Annotated in this window: 15 protein-coding genes and 2 pseudogenes; 11 read left to right on the top strand and 6 right to left on the bottom strand. The window is 64.5% G+C overall.

Features of this window, described 5'->3' with window-relative positions; translation table 11 throughout:
* Window position 1: 1 nt before the first annotated feature.
* The 3 genes and pseudogenes from AC1PQG_RS12675 to AC1PQG_RS12665 all read left to right on the top strand — a co-directional run bounded on the left by AC1PQG_RS12675 (window position 2) and on the right by AC1PQG_RS12665 (window position 2,453).
* Window positions 2-445 (top strand): winged helix-turn-helix transcriptional regulator, encoded by a 444-nt coding sequence (locus AC1PQG_RS12675; RefSeq protein WP_374481021.1) that lies wholly within the window; start codon window positions 2-4, stop codon window positions 443-445.
* A 755-nt stretch (window positions 446-1,200) separates the two neighbouring features.
* Window positions 1,201-2,021, top strand: a pseudogene (locus AC1PQG_RS12670) (IS5 family transposase).
* Window positions 2,022-2,078: 57 nt separating this feature from the next.
* A complete protein-coding gene (locus tag AC1PQG_RS12665) occupies window positions 2,079-2,453 on the top strand; it encodes a hypothetical protein (RefSeq protein WP_481122888.1) in 375 nt (124 codons plus the stop codon).
* 310 nt (window positions 2,454-2,763) lie between these two features.
* On the opposite strand, the gene AC1PQG_RS12660 is transcribed toward AC1PQG_RS12665, so the two are convergent.
* Entirely contained in the window at window positions 2,764-4,458 is a 1,695-nt protein-coding gene (locus tag AC1PQG_RS12660) for a transglycosylase SLT domain-containing protein (RefSeq protein WP_481122887.1), read from the bottom strand.
* Between the two features lie 213 nt (window positions 4,459-4,671).
* On the opposite strand from AC1PQG_RS12660, the gene AC1PQG_RS12655 reads away from it, so the two are divergent.
* Complete coding sequence (locus tag AC1PQG_RS12655) at window positions 4,672-5,640, top strand: diguanylate cyclase (protein WP_481122886.1); 969 nt, start codon at window positions 4,672-4,674, stop codon at window positions 5,638-5,640.
* Here AC1PQG_RS12655 and gloB read toward each other — a convergent pair.
* On the bottom strand, window positions 5,637-6,398 hold the full coding sequence (gene gloB, locus AC1PQG_RS12650) for a hydroxyacylglutathione hydrolase (RefSeq protein WP_481122885.1): 762 nt from the start codon (window positions 6,396-6,398) through the stop codon (window positions 5,637-5,639). The genes AC1PQG_RS12655 and gloB overlap by 4 nt on opposite strands.
* A 36-nt stretch (window positions 6,399-6,434) precedes the next feature.
* Between gloB and AC1PQG_RS12645 the strand changes: the two genes are divergently transcribed.
* Genes AC1PQG_RS12645 through dnaQ form a run of 3 tightly spaced genes read left to right on the top strand, consistent with a single transcriptional unit; the run spans window position 6,435 to window position 8,384 of the window.
* Window positions 6,435-7,205, top strand: coding sequence for a class I SAM-dependent methyltransferase (locus AC1PQG_RS12645; protein ID WP_481122884.1), 771 nt, complete (start codon window positions 6,435-6,437; stop codon window positions 7,203-7,205).
* The gene (gene rnhA / locus AC1PQG_RS12640) at window positions 7,192-7,662 is read left to right on the top strand and encodes a ribonuclease HI (protein ID WP_481122883.1); all 471 of its coding nucleotides are present in this window, start codon (window positions 7,192-7,194) and stop codon (window positions 7,660-7,662) included. The genes AC1PQG_RS12645 and rnhA overlap by 14 nt, the downstream gene beginning before the upstream one ends.
* Window positions 7,659-8,384: a DNA polymerase III subunit epsilon gene (dnaQ, locus tag AC1PQG_RS12635; protein WP_481122882.1), complete on the top strand. Its 726-nt coding sequence runs from the start codon at window positions 7,659-7,661 to the stop codon at window positions 8,382-8,384. Before rnhA ends, dnaQ begins: the two co-directional genes overlap by 4 nt.
* A gap of 87 nt (window positions 8,385-8,471) precedes the next feature.
* Here the strand turns inward: dnaQ and AC1PQG_RS12630 are convergent, their stop codons facing one another.
* A complete protein-coding gene (locus AC1PQG_RS12630) occupies window positions 8,472-9,578 on the bottom strand; it encodes an NAD(P)/FAD-dependent oxidoreductase (protein WP_481122881.1) in 1,107 nt (368 codons plus the stop codon).
* Window positions 9,578-10,330 (bottom strand): fused MFS/spermidine synthase, encoded by a 753-nt coding sequence (locus tag AC1PQG_RS12625; RefSeq protein WP_481122880.1) that lies wholly within the window; start codon window positions 10,328-10,330, stop codon window positions 9,578-9,580. The genes AC1PQG_RS12630 and AC1PQG_RS12625 overlap by 1 nt, the downstream gene beginning before the upstream one ends.
* A 60-nt stretch (window positions 10,331-10,390) precedes the next feature.
* Between AC1PQG_RS12625 and AC1PQG_RS12620 the strand changes: the two genes are divergently transcribed.
* Window positions 10,391-10,693, top strand: coding sequence for a hypothetical protein (locus AC1PQG_RS12620; protein ID WP_481122879.1), 303 nt, complete (start codon window positions 10,391-10,393; stop codon window positions 10,691-10,693).
* Window positions 10,694-10,698: 5 nt separating this feature from the next.
* On the opposite strand, the gene AC1PQG_RS12615 is transcribed toward AC1PQG_RS12620, so the two are convergent.
* Window positions 10,699-11,667 carry a hypothetical protein gene (locus AC1PQG_RS12615; protein ID WP_481122878.1) on the bottom strand — a complete coding sequence of 323 codons (969 nt, stop codon included), beginning with the start codon at window positions 11,665-11,667 and terminating at the stop codon, window positions 10,699-10,701.
* Complete coding sequence (gene mutS, locus AC1PQG_RS12610; protein ID WP_481123002.1) at window positions 11,664-14,192, bottom strand: DNA mismatch repair protein MutS; 2,529 nt, start codon at window positions 14,190-14,192, stop codon at window positions 11,664-11,666. Before mutS ends, AC1PQG_RS12615 begins: the two co-directional genes overlap by 4 nt.
* Before the next feature lie 239 nt (window positions 14,193-14,431).
* Here mutS and AC1PQG_RS12605 point away from each other — a divergent pair, with 239 nt between their 5' ends.
* From AC1PQG_RS12605 to guaA, 3 genes and pseudogenes are all read left to right on the top strand, one after another.
* Entirely contained in the window at window positions 14,432-15,121 is a 690-nt protein-coding gene (locus AC1PQG_RS12605; protein ID WP_481122877.1) for a protein-L-isoaspartate(D-aspartate) O-methyltransferase, read from the top strand.
* 6 nt (window positions 15,122-15,127) lie between these two features.
* Window positions 15,128-15,796: pseudogene (locus tag AC1PQG_RS12600) on the top strand (Mut7-C RNAse domain-containing protein); the annotation flags it as partial.
* A gap of 120 nt (window positions 15,797-15,916) precedes the next feature.
* Window positions 15,917-17,479 (top strand): glutamine-hydrolyzing GMP synthase, encoded by a 1,563-nt coding sequence (gene guaA / locus AC1PQG_RS12595; protein ID WP_481123001.1) that lies wholly within the window; start codon window positions 15,917-15,919, stop codon window positions 17,477-17,479.
* The last annotated feature ends 133 nt before the right edge of the window (window positions 17,480-17,612 follow it).

Here is a 17,612-nt window from a genome sequence, read left to right as displayed (position 1 = left end):
TATGAACGACGAAAATATTTCCAAAGACGCATGCCCGATCGCTCGCAGCCTGACTTTTGCAGGTGACGCGTGGAGCCTGCTGATTCTGCGCGACGCCCACGCCGGCCTGACGCGCTTCGACCAGTTCCGGAAAAGCCTAGGCATCGCCCCGACCATGCTGACCCGACGGCTGGCGACGTTGACAGAGGAGGGATTACTGGAAAAGCGACGCTACTCGGAGCACCCACCGCGCGAGGAATATCTGCTGACCGCGGCCGGTCGCGATTTTCTGCCGGTGCTGTTCATGATTGGTGCCTGGGGGCGTCAATATCGGGGAGGTGGCAAGCTGGTTCGGTTTTTCGACGCTGAAAACGGAACAGAGATCAAAGCCGTAGCGGTGGATGAAGTCACCGGGGCCAAGATCGGGACTCGACCGATACGCACGGTCATGCCAGATGAAAGCTAATAGATGATTTGACAGGTCAGATGTCGACTGACAGGTCCGGTTCATCTTGCCAAGCTTGCCACCAAGAACATCCAATGGCAGAAGAGGCGACGTATCGGCGGTTGGGAGCGGCCGCTGCATTTTCTTACCTGCCTTTCAGCAGGCGAAGGCCTGAAGGTTTGTAACGGGCACGGAGTACGCGTTCGCTGGAAGGTAATGCTGCCGTTTAGGACTGGACGGCAGGTAAGCGACAGGTTGCTGCCTGATTCTGGGCATTCGGCCAATGACCGGATTGGCCGAGGACTTGTCGGTGAGCAGTTGTCACGGACGGCTGCTCAACTCAGTTACCGGCCCTTGAAACATCGAATGGACGAAGGTCCGGGTTGGGTCGGAACTTGTCAGTCGGATAGGCAGTATCGGCTAGTCGCTGCCTGATCGAGATAACGGCCATTAAGGCATGGCGGCATGCCAACCAAATTCTACGGGACTAACTTTGGAGATTCATCGAAAATGAATTCGCCAAATTCTGTGATTGATCAGGACAGATTGAGCCGATCACTAAATTCTTTTGCAACGCAGTCTTTTCGAGATCAGGCAGACCGAGACTATATCGCGGCGCGCCTAGCATGCCGATTCGAACTTATCCCTCAGTTTCTATGGTCATCACAGCAGGCAATAGAAAAATATCTAAGAAGCCCTAACAAAAAGACCCATTTCCCCCTGTTCACGATAGTCGAATTTCGTTAACCTCAGCCTTGTTTCTTTGAATAGAGGACATGGCCAAAGCACTTCTCGACGACGATCTGTGGGCCTTGATCGAACCGTTGCTCCCTCCCGCCAAGCCCCGTCGGAGCAAGTATCCAGGGCGCAAGCCGCTCGATGATCGAGCGGTTCTGACCGGCATCCTGTTCGTCCTGCAAAGCGGCATCCCTTGGGAGATGCTGCCCCAGGAAATGGGCTGCGGCTCGGGCATGAGTTGCTGGCGGCGCCTGCGTGCCTGGCAGGAAGCGGGTGCCTAGGACCGGCTGCATGAGGTGCTGCTAGCTCGCTTACGCACGGCCGACAGGATCGATTGGTCCCGTTGCATCGTCGATTCTTCCTCCATTCGTGCTGTGGGTGCGGGTCAAAAACAGGACCCAATCCCACCGATCGCGCACGCCCCGGCTCCAAGCACCACCTGATCACCGAAGCGCAGGGCATTCCGTTGGCAGTCATCCTGACCGGCGCCAATCGCAACGACGTAACCCAACTTTTGCCCTTGGTCGAAGCCATTCCACCTATTCGTGGCAAGCGGGGGCGCCCACTCTCCAAGCCCCGCATCATCCAGGCCGACCGTGGCTACGATCACGACAAATACCGCCGGCCCCTTCACGCTCAAGGCATCAAAACCGAGATCGCCCGGCGCAACACGCCGCACGGCAGCGGCTTGGGCAAAACCCGCTGGGTGGTCGAGCGAACCATCGGCTGGCTCCACAATTACCGACGCCTGCGGGTCCGATTCGAGCGATTGGCCGTCATTCACGAAGCCTTTATCAAGATCGCCTGCAGCCTTATTTGCTGGCGAAAACTGAACTGCGCGGAAAGCTCTTTTTGTTAGAGCTTCTTACTGGTTGATCTTGATCTCACAGTGTGGGAGATACGACGATATTGCCAAGTGCTTGATGTATTTGGAAAAGCACTGCCGCCAGAGGAGGAGGCTTTACTGAAGAAATCTCAAGCGGAACTCTCGCAAAGCTTGGCAGAGCCGCGCTATAAATTTCGATTGCTTGGCGGATTTCTTGAAAATGTGTTGGACGACCGTAAGCACCCCTGTCGCGCGGCATTGCTTTGGCAAAACGCTGTATATGGGGTACGGAAGCGTTCTACTGTGCGAGTCAAAAATCATTTTCATGGACAGAACCCAATGCTGTATTTGTACCCAGAGATGCTCGACGAGCTCTTGAAGTTCGTTCTCATTCCAAGGAAACTGGAGAGAGCATATCGAGAGCACCTTGCGAAGATTGAAGCAGACCCCAGTTCAAGGCCTTAGCAATGGATTGCCTGTTAAACCCTTGAGTATGAAAGATTTACGTGCAGCTAACGTCCGCTTCGGGTCGGTAGCGGGCAGCGAGAGTCGGGGGCTGGCTGCAACACACAACCGGTTGCCCCAGGTTTCCTTCAGCCGTGCCTTTACTGGGCATTCCACTGCTTGGAAGATATGCAGGAATCCAGTCATGGATCTCCGGCTCTCCTGCCAGGGCGGGTGCGTCCCCTTTTGAGGCAGACGTCGCCAAGCTTTGGTGGGCGCGAGTTGCTAGCACCCGATATGCATTCCTGAGGCACCCGGCGGGCGCCCGTCTTCAGTGATGCTTTTTGTCCTTGCCGGCGCTGTCCTTCGCGTCCTTGGACTTGCTGCCACCGTCCTTCTTGTCGGCCTTGTGGCCACCTTCCGCCTTGCTGTCCGCGGACTTGTCCTTCCCGGCGGCTTTTTCCTTGCCTTGGGATTTTTCGTGGGTGGCTGGCTTCTCCTTGGCGGAGGGCTTGTCCTTGCCGGAGTCCTTTTCCTTTGCAGACGAAGCGGATTGGTCTCTTGCGGAGGATTTTTCGGAGGCGGCCTTTTCGTCCTGGCTGTCGGAGCCCTTGCCCTTCGTGTGCTTGCCGCGCGGGGCTTCCTTTTCCTGCTCCCTGTCCTTGGCGGACGGTGCCTCGCCCTTGCCGTGGGCGAACGGCTTGATCGTCGAGCCGCCGACCGCCACCTTGCGCTCGACCACCACCGGCCTGCCGTTGCGGCCGCGCACGACGGTGCGCTGGACGATGAAGCTGGGGGGCTCGACGGCACCGGCCTGGGGTCGGGTCGGCAGCATGTTGGCGAGGGTGATGCGCTCGCCGTCGCTTTCCGACGGCACGATCAGCGTGTAGCCGGTGCCGATGCGCGCCCGCGGCGACAGGCCATTGACCTGGCGCAGGCGGCTGGCCGAGATGCCCAGCCGGTCGGCGACGCCTTCGAGGGCCTCGCCTTCCTGCAGTTCGTAGGTCTTCCAACTGGCGCTGGCCGGGTCGTGCTTCTCGAGGTTGCTGAGGAAGACGTCGACCTTGTTGGCCGGGATGATCAGCGATTGGGTGCCGTTGGTCGGCAGCACCGGGCGCTTGTAGCCGGGGTTGAGGGCGAGGATTTCCTCCACCGGTGTTTCGGCCAGGCGGGCCGCCGTTGCCAGATCGAGGGGCACGCGGCTCTCGACGGTGGCGAAATAGGGCCGGTTGGGAATCGACGGCAGGGTGATGCCGAACAGCTCGGGCTGGGCCACGATGTTCTTCAGCGCCTGCAGCTTGGGCACGTAGTAGCGTGTCTCGCCCGGCATGTTCAGGTACTGGTATTCCGTCGGCTGGCCGGCGGCCCGGTTCTTGGCTACCGCCCGGCCCACCGCGCCTTCGCCCCAGTTGTAGGAGGCGAGGGCCAGCTGCCAGTCACCGTGCATCTCGTAGATGTACTGCAGGTAGTCCAGCGCGGCGTTGGTGGAGGCGATCACGTCGCGCCGCTCGTCCACCCACCAGTTCTGTTCCAGCCGGTAGGTCTTCCCCGTGGACGGCACGAACTGCCACAGGCCGGACGCCTGGGCCGAGGACAGGGCCATCGGGTTGAAGGCGCTTTCCACCATCGGCAGCAGGGCCAGTTCGGTGGGCATGCCGCGGCGTTCGAGTTCCTCGACGATGTAGTAGAGGTAGCGCTGGCCGCGGCTGAAGATCTGGCGCAGGGCGGCAGGGCGGTTGATGTAATAGATCTGCCGGTCGGTCACCAGGTCGGTGTTGAGGTCCGGCATCGAGAAGCCGCGGCGGATGCGTTCCCACAGGTCGTCGGGCTCCACCGTCAGGTCGATGGTGGGCACCCTGACATGCTGATCCCGGATCTCGAAGGTCTGCATCGTGGGTGATGCGCCGTTCACATCGAGCAGCGACGGGGCTTGGGCCAGTTGCTGCGGAGTCTGACCGTTTTCAACGGCAAGCGAGGGCGCAACCCAGGCTAGAGAAAGGAGCAGCGCGATAACTCTTGGGGACATCAGGATTCGTCGCGCAAAAAACAAAGGCGGGATTCTATCTGTCGGTGCGTAAGGGGGTCAAACCGCGTGCCGCGCCATTCCGCAACAAATCCTTGCGCTCCGTAGGGTTGGGGGAGCGCCATTGCCAGCCCATTTAGGGCACAATCCGCCTGCAAGGGGCCGTGTCCGGCTCCTTTTCGACTTGATTCCCAACTTACAGTCCGAGAGCGTTCAGTGAAAGCGTTGTTGATCGAGGATACCCTGACCAGTGCGACGCTGGTGTCCCATCAACTGCGCAAGATCGGGATCGAGCCCATCGTCGCACGCAACGGCGAGAAGGGCATCGAGATGTTCAAGCAGGAACGTCCGGACCTCGTTCTGCTCGATATCATCATGCCGGGCATGGACGGCTTCGAGGTGGCGCGGCGTATCCGCCAACTGGAGCAGGCCGGAGAATGGACGCCGATCCTGTTCCTGACCGCTCGCACCAGCGACGAAGACCTGGAAAAGGGGATTGCCGTCGGCGGTGACGACTACCTGATCAAACCGGTATCGGAAACCGTGCTGGCTGCCAAGGTGCGGGCCATGCAGCGCATCGCGCAGATGCGTTATTCGCTGTTGGTGCTGACCCGCAAGCTGGACGAGGCCAACCAGGAGCTCACCCGCTTGTCGTCCCTCGATGGCCTCACCGCCATTCCGAACCGCCGCCAGTTCGACGACACACTGCAGTCCGAATGGCGCCGTGCCAGCCGGCAGGGGCGTCAGCTGGCGCTGCTGTTCTGTGACGTGGATTTCTTCAAGCAGTTCAACGACGGTTACGGGCATCAGGTGGGCGATGAATGCCTGAAGGCGGTGGCCCGCATCCTGAAAGGCAGCCTGCGCCGCCCGGCCGATCTGGTGGCACGTTATGGCGGCGAGGAGTTCGCGGTGATCCTGCCGGACACCGACATTGCCGGTGCGCTGCAGGTTGCCGAAGCCATGCGGTCTTCGGTGGAAGGCTTGGCCATCACCCACCGCTATTCCCGTGCGAACAAGGTGGTGACCATCAGCATCGGCGCCGCGTCGGTGGTGCCCGGGCGCGGCGACATCAATTCGGCAACGCTGGTCAAGGCGGCCGACGATGCCCTTTACCAGGCCAAGCAGGGCGGGCGGAATCGTATCGCCGCGGCGGCAGCCGTCACACTACCGGCGGCTGACGCCTAGAAGCGGTTCTTCCATTCGCGGATCGCGGCAAACACCTCGACCGGCGTCGTGAGGGCGTGTCCAGCCTGGGCTTCGGCCTGCCGGATGACTGCCGGTGTGTCGCTGCGCAGGAAGGGGTTGGTGTCGAACTCGCCGGCCAGCAGGAAAGGAACAGTAGGCTGATCTGCTGCACGCAGCGCCTGACTGGTGGCGATGCGTGCGATGACGGCCGTATTGTCCGGCTCGACGGCCGCTGCAAAAGCCAGGTTCGACAGCGTGTACTCGTGGGTGCAATAGACCCGCGTGTCGCCCGGCAAGGCGGCCAGCTTGTTGAGGGAAGCGTACATCTGGGCCGGCGTGCCTTCGAAGAGCCGCCCGCAACCCGCCGCGAACAGCGTGTCGCCGCAGAACAGCACGCCTTCGCCGTAATAACCCACGTGACCGGCAGTGTGGCCCGGAATGTCCAGCACCTTGAAGCAGGCTCCGATGCCCGGCAGGCGGACTTCACCGCCCTCTGCCACCGGATGGCTGATGCCGGCGATGTTCTCCCGCGCCGGCCCATACACCGGCACCGGCGAAGCGGCGAGCAGCGCCGGCAGGCCGCCGACGTGGTCGGAATGGTGGTGGGTAACGAGGACAGCCTCCAGGCTCAGGCCTTCGTCGGCCAGGTAGCGGAGCACCGGCTCGGCGTCGCCCGGGTCCACGACGACGGCGTGACTCTCGGTGCGAAGGACCCAGATATAGTTATCGCGGAACGCGGGAAGAGGGATAATCTGCATCCGGTCATTGTAGTCGCTCCAGGTTCGCATCCGATAATGTCCCCTCCCGAATCCTTCCCCGGCCTGCACGCGTGGCTCGAAACCCCGCTGGGACGCTACGTGATGGCGTGGGAGAAGGCGCGTTTCGACATGCTGGTGGCGGACATCTTCGGTTACCACGCGGTGCAGTTGGGACTGCCGGAACTCGATCTGCTGCAGGCCAACCGGATGCCCTTCCGTTTCCGTGCCGGGGCTGGCGAGGTCCAGGTGGAGCTCGATTATGCGGCGCTGCCCTTTGCCGCCGGCAGCCTGGATCTGGTCGTGCTCCCGCATGTATTGGAGTTCGCCGCCAACCCGCACCAGGTGCTGCGGGAGGTGGAGCGGGTGCTGGTGCCGGAGGGGCACGTGGTGATCGCCGGTTTCAATCCGCTCAGCCTGTTCGGCATGAAGCGCCTGCTGGTTCGGGAGACCTGTGCCTACCCATGGCATGGGCAGTACCTCTCCCTGCGGCGCATCAAGGACTGGCTGGCCTTGCTCAGTTTCGAGGCCAATTGCCAGGCTTCGGGCTGCTTCGTGCCGGCGATGGAGCAGGAGAAATGGATCGAGCGCCTGGCCTTCATGGATGGCGCTGGCGATCGCTGGTGGCCGATCGGTGGTGGGGTGTACATCATCCACGCCATCAAGCGGGTGCAGGGCATGCGGCTGATCATGCCGAAATGGGAGCGCAAGGCGGCGTCGCGTGCGCTGGCGCCCCTCATTCAGAAAACGGGCCCTCGTCGGGAGGGCTCGCAGAAAACCCTGGTCGAGAAAGATTTTGGACGAGATTGATATTTATACGGACGGCGCCTGTTCGGGCAATCCGGGCCCGGGCGGCTGGGGCGCGATCCTGCGCGCCGGCCCCCACGAGAAGGAACTGTGGGGCGGCGAGCCCGCTACCACCAACAACCGGATGGAGCTGCTGGCGGTGATTCGCGCGCTGCAGGCCCTCAAGCGTCCGGTTGCAGCGAAGATCTATACGGACTCCCAGTATGTGCAGAAGGGCATTTCCGAGTGGATCCACGGCTGGAAGGCGCGGGGCTGGAAGACTGCCTCCAAGGAGCCGGTGAAGAATGAAGACCTGTGGCGCGCCCTCGACAGCGAGGCCGCCCGTCATCAGCTGCGCTGGCTATGGGTCAAGGGCCACGCCGGCCACCCCGAGAACGAGCGGGCCGATGCGCTGGCCCGGCGCGGCGTCGAGGCCGTGCGCAAGACCGGAAAGATCGTGGATACAGGAGCAGCAGCATGAGGCAGATCGTTCTCGATACGGAAACCACCGGCCTGGACTGGAAGAACGGCGACCGGGTGATCGAAATCGGATGCGTGGAGCTGATCGACCGCAAGCTGACCGGCCGCCACTATCACGTGTTCATCAACCCCCAGCGGGAGATCGATGCGGGCGCGATCGCGGTGCACGGCATCACCAACGAGTTCCTCGTGGACAAGCCGCTGTTCAAGGATATCGTCGCCGAGTTCGAGGAATTCGTTGCGGATGGCGAACTGGTCATTCACAACGCGTCCTTCGACGTGGGCTTCCTGAACCACGAGCTGAGCCTGCTGCGCCGGCCGCTGCTCACCGCCATCTGCCCGAGCGTGATCGACACCCTCAAGCTGGCGAAGGAGCAGAACCCCGGCAAGAAGGCGTCGCTGAACGCCCTGTGCAGCCTCTACGAGATCGACAACACGCACCGGACGCTGCACGGCGCCTTGCTCGATGCGGAGTTGCTCGCCGACGTGTACCTGGCCATGACCCGTGGTCAGGAAAGCCTGATCATGATGCTCGACGAGCCGGCCGCGCAGCTGGACGACGGCGAGGCCGGAGGCCCCATCGAGCGCCCGCCGCTGCGGGTGTTGCGGGCAACGCCGGAAGAGCTGGAAGGCCACGACAAGGTGCTTGGCGAGATTGCCAAGGCCAACAAGGGCAAATGCCTGTGGTTGCCGCCTGAGCCGGCCGAGGCGCCTGCGGCCTGAAACGTTCAAGGAAACATCGGGTCGCCCCAGGTTTCCTTGCCCCCCGCGGGGAGGGCTGAGTTGAGTGCAGCCCGACCCTGGATTCGCTCAGGCCTGGCCCAGCGCGGCCAGCACCGCATCCGCCAGCGCCAGGCAACTCGTGAGGCCCGGCGATTCGATACCGAACAGTTCGACGAGGCCGGGCGCGCCGTGCTCCCGCGGGCCAAGCAGCATGAAATCGGCGGCAGCCTCTTCGGGGCCGTGGATCTTCGGTCGCACGCCTGCATAAGCGGGTAGCAGCGCGCCGTCCGGCAAGCCGGGCCAGTAGCGGCGCACGGCCGGGTAGAAGGACTCGGCGCGCGTCGGCGTGACGCTGTAGTCCGGCGCATCGATCCATTCCACGTCAGGGCCGAAGCGGGCTTGGCCACCCAGGTCCAGCGTCAGGTGTACGCCCAGCCCGGCGGTTTCCGGGATCGGGTAAATCAGGTGGCTGAATGGGGCCTTGCCCTGCAGCGAAAAATAATTGCCCTTGGCGAAATGGGCCTTCGGCAGGCGTGCCGCGGCCAGACCGTCAAAACGGCGGGCCAGCGGCACCGCGCCGAGGCCAGCAGCGTTGATCACACTGTGGGCTCGCAGCTTCATCCCCGCATTGCCACCTATCTCAAGCGCAAAGCCATCCCCGATGCGCTCGCCGCGCAGCACCCTGCTGTGGGTGACGAGCGTGGCGCCGGCCGCTTCCGCGTCGCCGAGCAGGGACAGCATCAGCGCGTGGCTGTCGATGATGCCGGTGTCCGGCGACAGCAATGCGCCGACGCAGCGCAGTTGCGGCTCCAGGGCGGTGGTTTCGTCGGCGTGCAGGCGGCGCAGACCAGTCACGCCGTTGGCTGCGGCACGGCTCGCAATGGCGTCCAGCTGCGGCAGCTGGGCGTCGTCCGTTGCCACCAGCAGCTTGCCGGTGCGGCGATGGGGGATGGGGCGCTCGGCGCAATAGGCGTACAAGGCCTGGCGGCCCGCCACGCACAGACGCGCGCGCCAGGAGTTCGTCGGGTAGTAGAGGCCGGCGTGGATCACCTCGCTGGAGCGGCTTGAGATGCCGCTGCCGAAACGTTCCGTGGCTTCGAGGATCAGCACTTCACGGCCGGCCTGGGCAAGAGCGCGGGCGCAGGCCAGGCCGACGACCCCGGCACCGATCACCACGCAGTCCACGCGCTCCATCAGAAGGCGATCCGGCCGTCCGGCAATTGCCCCGACTTTTCCAGTCGCTTGAGGGTCGGCTTGAGGTCGAGGCCCGTCGCTGCCTTGACCCCGGCGATGCGTTCGCCGAGCGCGGCCAGCGTGGTGTCCACCGGATTGCCGCCGTGGGCGAAGGCCACCACGTTGCCGCTGGGGCAGGGCGGCAGCGCGAACACGCGATCGTCGAAGGCCTCGCCCAGGCGCTTGAGTTGCGTCTTGAAGCCGCGGATCTGCCCGAACAGGTTGACGCTCAACAGGCCGTTGGGCGACAGCCGCGCCTTGCAGGCCTCGTAGAAAGCCTGGCTGGCGAGTTCCCCGGCGCGGGCATTGCGATCGAAGCCGTCCACGACGATCAGGTCCCACTGGCTGTCGTCGTTGGCGACGAAATGGGCGCCGTCGCCGATCAGCACTTGCAGCCGCTCGTCCTCGGGCGGCAGTCGGAAATACTGGCTGGCCACCGCATGCACTTCAGGCGCGATCTCGACGACCGTCGTACGGGCCTGGGGCAGGTGACGATGGATGAACTTGGCGATGGAGCCGGCGCCGAGGCCGATCAACAGCACCCGCTCGGGCCACGGCTCGGCCCGCAGCAGCAGGCCGGCCATCATCTCGCGGGTGTATTCGAGTTCGAGTGCGGCTGGCTTGCGGATGCGCATGGCGCCCTGCACCCACACCGAGCCGAAATGCAGGTAGCGGACGCCGGATTCTTCGCTGATATCGATGGGTACGGTCATGACGATTTGTTTGTTGCGCTGCGGTAATATGGGCTGGTAATCATTGCGGAGCCTCACCCCATGGCCACTTTCGAAAACCACGACGCGGAACTCCTGTCCATCGACCTGGAAATCGCCCGTCTGGCCCAGCTGTGCGACATCAGCCTGCTGGAGCCCGGCATCGCCGAGGCTGTACTACGCGGCGACCAGAGCCTGTGCCCGTCGGAGAACCCGGTTGCCTGGGGCAAGCTGCGCGGTCTGTTGGTGCTGCATTATCACGTGGTCAGTGAAGTTGCGGCGACCGATGGCGTCAACGCGGCGGCCAACAGCGTGCGGCGGGCGCTGGAGCAGGTCATGGGGCGCATGAACCCACAGCAGCGCTGAGCACCTTATCTAGAGTTGTCGGCCCGGGCCGGGGTGTAAGGAAGCACGGTGTAGCGGAACAGGGGCAGCCTCCCGGGCTCCACGTCCACCTTCACCCAGCCCATGAAGGGCGAGCCGAAGGTTTCGAGGCGGGTGAAGTTCTTCACCACGTCCCCGTTGGCTGGATCGCGAAGGGGCTTGTCGACGCGTTGAAAGTGCGTGTCGCCATGCACCAGCAGGACCTCCCCGGGAAAGCGCTTCGTCTCGGCGAGGATTTGTTCCAGCAGGGCCCGGTAACCTTTGTTGGCTTTGCCCTGGCTGAAGTCCTCGATATCCGGATTGGCCTGCATGGCCAGCATCACGCCTTCCAGGCCGCGGCTGCGGGCCAGCGCAAAGCCGTCGGCAATCCATGCTTTCAGCGCGGCGCTGCGTTGCATGAACTCATCACTGGGCTGGTTGCCGCGGCCGTAGTTGTTGTCGCTGCCCGGTACGTTAAGGGATAGGAACAGTACGGGGCCGATCTGCCAGCGCAGGTTCTCGCGGTAGGCGGCATGCTCGGGCATGCTCGCCTGGGATTCCACCTTCATCGGGTTCTGCCCCAGCGTCCGGCCCGGCTCGGCAAAGAACAGCCGGCGCAGCGTGGCGAGCCGCTCCAGCGGATCGTAGCCGCCGTTGTTGCTGCGGTGGCAGTCGGTCCATTCGTTGTCGCCAAAAGCGAAGACGAGGGGGTGGAAGCTGGTCTGGAACAGCTGCAGCCGGTCCTCGAACAGAGCATCGTCGCAGCGCTCGCCGCCGTTCTTGATGTCCCCGTCGTGGAGCACGAACTTGAGCGGTTCGGCGTTCATTTCGGCGATCAGGCCGGGCAGGGCGAGGCGCTCGAAGCGGTTGTACGGCGTATCGCCGAACAGGCCGAAGCTGAAAGGCTCGGCAGCGGACGCCGATAGCGCGAGCAGCGCGCCGGAGCAGACGAGGGCGAGGGGGGCGAGCGTCTTCATGCGGTCAGGCGCTTGAGTTCGTACAAGGCTTCCAGGGCTTCCCGGGGCGACAGGGCATCCGGGTCGATGGTCGCCAACGCGCCGAGAACCGGGTGGCCGGTGGTTTCGGGTTCTTCCGGCGGCAGGCTGGCAAACAGGTCGGCTTGCGGACCGGCGCTGATCTCGCGGTTTTCCAGCGCGCGCAGGCGGCGCTTGGCGTCGCGTACTACCGCCGACGGAATGCCGGCCAGTGCGGCCACCTCGATCCCGTAGCTCTGGCTGGCGGGCCCTTCTTCCAGGGCGTGCAGGAAAACGATGCCGTGGTTGTGCTCGACGGCGTCCAGGTGCACATTGGCGCACTCCGGGTAGTCCTGGGCCAGGCGGGTGAGCTCGAAATAGTGGGTGGCGAACAGCGTCCAGCAGCGGTTCTTGTCGAGCAGGTGGCGGGCGATGGCGACCGCCAGCGCGACGCCGTCGAAGGTGGAGGTGCCACGGCCGATCTCGTCCATCAGCACCAGGCTCTGGTCGGTGGCGCCATGCAGGATGGCCGCCGCCTCGGTCATCTCGACCATGAAGGTGGAGCGCCCGGAAGCCAGGTCGTCCGAGGCGCCGATGCGCGTGAAGATCGCATCGATGGGCCCGATGCGCGCCGCGCTCGCCGGCACGAAGCAGCCGACGTGGGCGAGCAGCACGATCAGCGCGACCTGGCGCATGGTGGTCGATTTACCGCCCATGTTGGGGCCGGTGATCAGCAGCATGCGGCGGGTTGGGTCGAGGCGGGTGTCGTTGGCGATGAAGTTCTCCACCTGCCGTTCGACCACCGGATGGCGCCCGCCGACGATCTCGATGCCCGGCTGTTCGCTGAACGCCGGCATCGCGTAGTTGTAGCGCGCCGCCGCTTCGGCGAAGGCCGACAGGCCATCGAGCAGCGCACAGGCGCGGGCGATACGCTGGAAGCGCGGAATGTCGCCGGCGAGCTGGTCCAGCACGCCTTCGTACAGCAGCTTCTCGCGGGCCAGCGCGCGTTCCTGCGCCGACAAGGCCTTGTCCTCGAAGGCCTTCAGCTCCGGCGTGATGAAGCGCTCGGCGTTCTTCAGGGTCTGGCGGCGGCGGTAGTCTTCCGGCAGTTCGCCCTTGGCGGCGTTGGCCGCGGAGATCTCGATGTAGAAACCATGCACCCGGTTGAACTCGACCTTCAGGTTGGCGATGCCGGTGCGCTCGCGCTCACGGGCTTCGAGTTCCAGCAGGAAGGCGCCGCAATTGGTCTGAATGCCGCGCAGCTCGTCCAGGTCGGCGTCGAATCCGGTCGCGATCACGCCGCCGTCGCGCAGCACGGTGGAGGGTTCCGGTGCGATCGCGCGGCTGAGCAGGTCGAGGGCGTCGTCCGGTGTGGCCAGCTCGTCGAGCATATGCACCAGCAGCGGCGCCTGCGGCGTGCCGAGGGCCGCGCGCAGTTCGGCGAGGCGGCCGAGGCTGTCGCGCAGCGCCGACAGATCCCGCGGACGGGCGCTGCGCAGCGCGACGCGGGCGGTGATCCGCTCCACGTCCGACACGCCGCGCAGGATGCGACGCACTGGCTCCACCGGACCTTCGCCCAGCTCGCCGACGGCCACGTGGCGGTGGGCCGCCGCGGCGCGATCCCGCAGCGGGTGGTGCAGCGCGTGGCGCAGCCAGCGGGAACCCATGCTGGTCGCGCAGGTGTCGAGCAGCGACAGCAGCGTCGGTGCCGCCTCGCCGCGCAGGGTTTCGGTGAGTTCCAGGTTGCGCCGCGTGGCAGCGTCCAGGCGCAGGTAGGCGCTGTCGCGCTCGGCAGTGAGGGCGGTGATGTGGGCCAGGGCCTGGCGTTGGGTGGCGCGGGCGTAGTCGAACAGCGCGGCGGCGGCGGCCAGGGCCACCGGCATCTCGTCGGCGCCGAAGCCGGCCAGGTCGCGGGTGCCGAAATGGGCGGTGAGCAGGCGGCGGGCGGTTTCCGCGTCGAACTGCCAGTCGGCCAGGCGGCGCAGGCTGGGAGCCAGGTGCTCCAGAAGCGGCAGGCGCAGGCCGTCGGGGATCAGCACCTCGGCTGGGCGCAGGCGCTCGAACTGGGCGGCCAGTTGCGGCGCATCGCATTCGAGCACGCGAAAATCCCCGTTGGCGAGATTGAGCCAGGCCAGGCCCAGCACGCCCCGGTGCAGATTGACGGCCAGCAGCGGTGCGTCGGCCTTGTCGTCCAGGAGGGCCGCGTCGGTGAGTGTGCCCGGCGTGACGATGCGCGACACGGCGCGCTCCATCGGTCCCTTGGTGGCGCCCGGGTCGCCGACCTGTTCGGCGATGACCACCGACTCCCCCATCTTCACCAGCCGTGCCAAGTATTGCTCGACCGCGTGGTGCGGTACGCCGGCCATCTTGATCGGCTGGCCGGCGGAGCTGCCGCGGGTGGTCAGCGTGATGTCCATCAGGCGGGCGGCTTTCTCTGCGTCTTCAAAGAAGAGCTCGTAGAAATCGCCCATCCGGTAGAAGAGGAGGGTGTTGGGGTGTTCGTGCTTGATGCGCAAGTACTGCTGCATCATCGGCGTATGGCCCTGCAGGAGCTCGTCGAGCGACTTCTGGCTGCCCGTTTGTTCTTTTGTAGTCAATCTGTTACCCAGCTCTTCGTAAAACGCGCCCGGCCTGCGGGCGACGGAAAATCGTGCCGGTTGCGCCGTTCGGCGTAACTTTTGGCGTAGCCCGACAGTCTACCGGGGCAGGCAGTGCTGATCCACGGCGGCATTGCATCTTTTCCACATACGGGTAGGAGGTGCGGCGGATGCCCAGGTTTCCGGATGACTACGGCAAGGGTGGCCGGGCGCGGATGCTGGCGGACATTGCCGATGAGCTGGCGGCCACCCGCTGGGAGACCGGGCTGGATATGCTGGACCCACGCGTGCTGGCTGCCATGGCGACAGTGCCACGGGAAGCCTTCGTGCCGGAGGACGTGCGTTACCTGGCATTTCGAAACGGGCCGGTGGGCATCGGCCACAGCCAGACGATCTCGCAGCCCTTCATCGTGGCGTTGATGACCCAACTACTCGCGCCGCGTGCTGGGCAGACGATCCTGGAGGTCGGCACCGGCTCGGGTTACCAGAGCGCCGTGCTGGCCGAATTGGCAGGGCAGGTGTTCAGCGTGGAGATCATTGCGGCGCTGGCGCAGGAGGCGGGGCCTCGCCTCGCCGGTCTCGGCTACGCCAACGTGGAGGTCCGCCATGGTGATGGCTATGACGGTTGGCCTGAGCACGCACCTTACGACGGGATCGTCGTCACCGCGGCGGCACCGACCGTGCCGCCACCTCTTGTCGAGCAACTCAAGCCTGGTGCGCGGTTGGTCATTCCGGTGGGTTTGAACCATGCCTTCCAGACGTTGAAACTCATTGAGAAACACATGGATGGCGGCATCTCCAGCCGCAACGTGCTGACCGTCACTTTCGTCCCGCTGACCCGGGATCTGCGGGACGACTGAACCATCATGCTTGTCCGCTTCCATTTTCTCGGTGTGCTGGATGACTTTCTGCCGAGGCCGCAGCGGGGGTGCCCGCGGGATGTCGAGCTGGTTACGACGGTGACGCTCAAGCATGCCATCGAGGCGCTTGGCGTGCCGCATACGGAAATCGGCATGGTGCGGGTTAATGGCAAGCCAGCCGGGCTGGAAGACAGGTTGGAGGAGGGCGCGGACGTCCGGGTGCATCCGGTGGATGCCTCGACGATGCCGCCGGGTGAGCTGCGCTTCATCGCCGATGCCCACCTCGGTGCGCTGGCCCACCGCTTGCGCATGGCGGGCTTCGACACTCTGTTCCGCAACGATTATGCGGACCCCGAAATTGCCGCCATCGCCAAGCACGAACAACGCATCGTCTTGACCCGCGACCGGGCGCTGTTGATGCACAAGGCGATCGCCCGCGGCTGCTACGTGCGTGCGCTCAAGCCGGATGCGCAGTTCCATGAGCTGGCCGCCCGGCTGCCGCTGGCGCCCGCTTGTCGGCCCTTTTCCCGCTGCCTGGAATGCAATGCGCCGCTGCTGCCGGAGCAGAAGGCCGACGTGCTGGAACGCCTGCCCGAATCGGTTCGTCGCTGCCACGAACGCTTCACCCGCTGCGAGGGCTGCGGGCGGGTGTTCTGGGAAGGCTCCCACTGGCGACGCATGCGCGGCTTGCTGAGCGCCGTACTCGATTGCGCAGGCGGCAGCGTTCAAGCAGGGCGTCCTGGCGCCTCAGACGCTATAATTCGCGATTACTCGTTTTCATCCAACGGAACCGCTGTGCACAAGAAAATCCTGATCCTCGATTTCGGCTCCCAGGTCACCCAGCTCATCGCCCGCCGCGTGCGCGAGCAGCAGGTGTACTGCGAAATCCACCCGTACGACGTGTCGGACGACTTCATCCGTAACTTCGCGCCCCAGGGGATCATCCTGTCTGGCGGTCCGAACTCGGTCTACGAGGCCACGGAATGGAAGGCGCCGCAGGCCGTCTTCGAGATCGGTGTGCCGGTGTTCGGCATTTGCTACGGCATGCAGACCATGGCCAGCCAGCTTGGCGGTAAGGTCGAGAGCTCCGGCAAGCGCGAGTTCGGCTACGCCGAGATCCGCGCCCGCGGCCATTCCGAGCTGTTCCGCGGCGTGCAGGACCGGACCAACGACGAAGGCCACGGCTTGCTGGACGTGTGGATGAGCCACGGCGACAAGGTCACCGGGCTGCCGCCGGGCTTCAAGGTCATCGCCTCCAACGAATCCACGCCTATCGCCGCAATGGCCGACGAGTCGCGTAAGTTCTACGCCGTGCAGTTCCACCCGGAGGTCACGCACACCATCAAGGGCAAGGACATGATTGCCCGCTTCGTGCATGAGATCTGCGGCTGTGAGCACGACTGGAACATGCCGGACTACGTGAACGAAGCCATCGAGAAGGTCCGCGCCCAGGTTGGCAGCGACGAGGTGATCCTCGGCTTGTCCGGCGGCGTCGACTCCTCCGTGGTTGCCGCGCTGCTGCATCGCGCGATTGGCGACCAGCTCACCTGCGTGTTCGTGGACAACGGCCTGCTGCGCCTCAACGAAGGCGAGATGGTCATGCAGATGTTCGCCCGCAACCTGGGCGTCAAGGTCATCCACGTGGACGCCACCGAGCAGTTCATGGGCCACCTGAAGGGCGTCTCCGACCCCGAAGCCAAGCGCAAGATCATCGGCCGCGAGTTCGTCGAAGTCTTCCAGGCCGAGGCCGCCAAGCTGCCCAGCGCCAAGTGGCTGGCCCAGGGCACCATCTACCCGGACGTGATCGAATCCGCCGGCGCCAAGACCGGCAAGGCCCACGCGATCAAGAGCCACCACAACGTCGGCGGCCTGCCCGAAACCCTCAATCTCAAGCTGCTCGAACCGCTGCGCGAGCTGTTCAAGGATGAAGTCCGCGAGCTGGGCATTGCCCTCGGCCTGCCGCACGAGATGGTCTACCGCCACCCGTTCCCCGGCCCCGGCTTGGGCGTGCGCATCCTCGGCGAAGTGAAGAAGGACTACGCCGACCTGCTGCGCCGCGCCGACGCGATCTTCATCGACGAACTGCGCGCCGCCGACTGGTACGACAAGACCAGCCAGGCCTTCGCCGTCTTCCTGCCGGTGAAGAGCGTCGGGGTGATGGGCGACGGCCGCACCTACGAATACGTCGTCGCGCTGCGCGCCGTGCAGACCCAGGACTTCATGACCGCCCACTGGGCCGAACTGCCCCACAGCCTGCTCGGCAAGGTCAGCAACCGCATCATCAACGAAGTCCGCGGCATCAACCGCGTCGTGTACGACATCAGCGGCAAGCCGCCTGCAACGATTGAGTGGGAATAGTCCTGACGCTGCCGATGGCTGTCGGCAGTCGTGAGTCGATTGGTAGAAACCCCGGCGCTTGCCGGGGTTTTTGCTTTCTGGAACCACATGGAGATCATGTGGATCTCTCGTTGCAGATCTGCCGGATCATTTC

This window comes from Zoogloea sp. GDB6 (assembly GCF_056724105.1).
This window is presented reverse-complemented; position numbering and strand designations above follow the sequence as displayed.

Coding starts and splice junctions, on each gene's coding strand:
- AC1PQG_RS12675 (WP_374481021.1), top strand. CDS start 2: ATGAACGACGAAAATATTTCCAAAGACGCATGCCCGATCGCTCGCAGC.
- AC1PQG_RS12660 (WP_481122887.1), bottom strand. CDS start 4,458: ATGTCCCCAAGAGTTATCGCGCTGCTCCTTTCTCTAGCCTGGGTTGCG.
- gloB (WP_481122885.1), bottom strand. CDS start 6,398: ATGCAGATTATCCCTCTTCCCGCGTTCCGCGATAACTATATCTGGGTC.
- AC1PQG_RS12645 (WP_481122884.1), top strand. CDS start 6,435: ATGTCCCCTCCCGAATCCTTCCCCGGCCTGCACGCGTGGCTCGAAACC.
- dnaQ (WP_481122882.1), top strand. CDS start 7,659: ATGAGGCAGATCGTTCTCGATACGGAAACCACCGGCCTGGACTGGAAG.
- AC1PQG_RS12630 (WP_481122881.1), bottom strand. CDS start 9,578: ATGGAGCGCGTGGACTGCGTGGTGATCGGTGCCGGGGTCGTCGGCCTG.
- AC1PQG_RS12625 (WP_481122880.1), bottom strand. CDS start 10,330: ATGACCGTACCCATCGATATCAGCGAAGAATCCGGCGTCCGCTACCTG.
- AC1PQG_RS12620 (WP_481122879.1), top strand. CDS start 10,391: ATGGCCACTTTCGAAAACCACGACGCGGAACTCCTGTCCATCGACCTG.
- AC1PQG_RS12615 (WP_481122878.1), bottom strand. CDS start 11,667: ATGAAGACGCTCGCCCCCCTCGCCCTCGTCTGCTCCGGCGCGCTGCTC.
- mutS (WP_481123002.1), bottom strand. CDS start 14,192: ATGCAGCAGTACTTGCGCATCAAGCACGAACACCCCAACACCCTCCTC.
- AC1PQG_RS12605 (WP_481122877.1), top strand. CDS start 14,432: ATGCCCAGGTTTCCGGATGACTACGGCAAGGGTGGCCGGGCGCGGATG.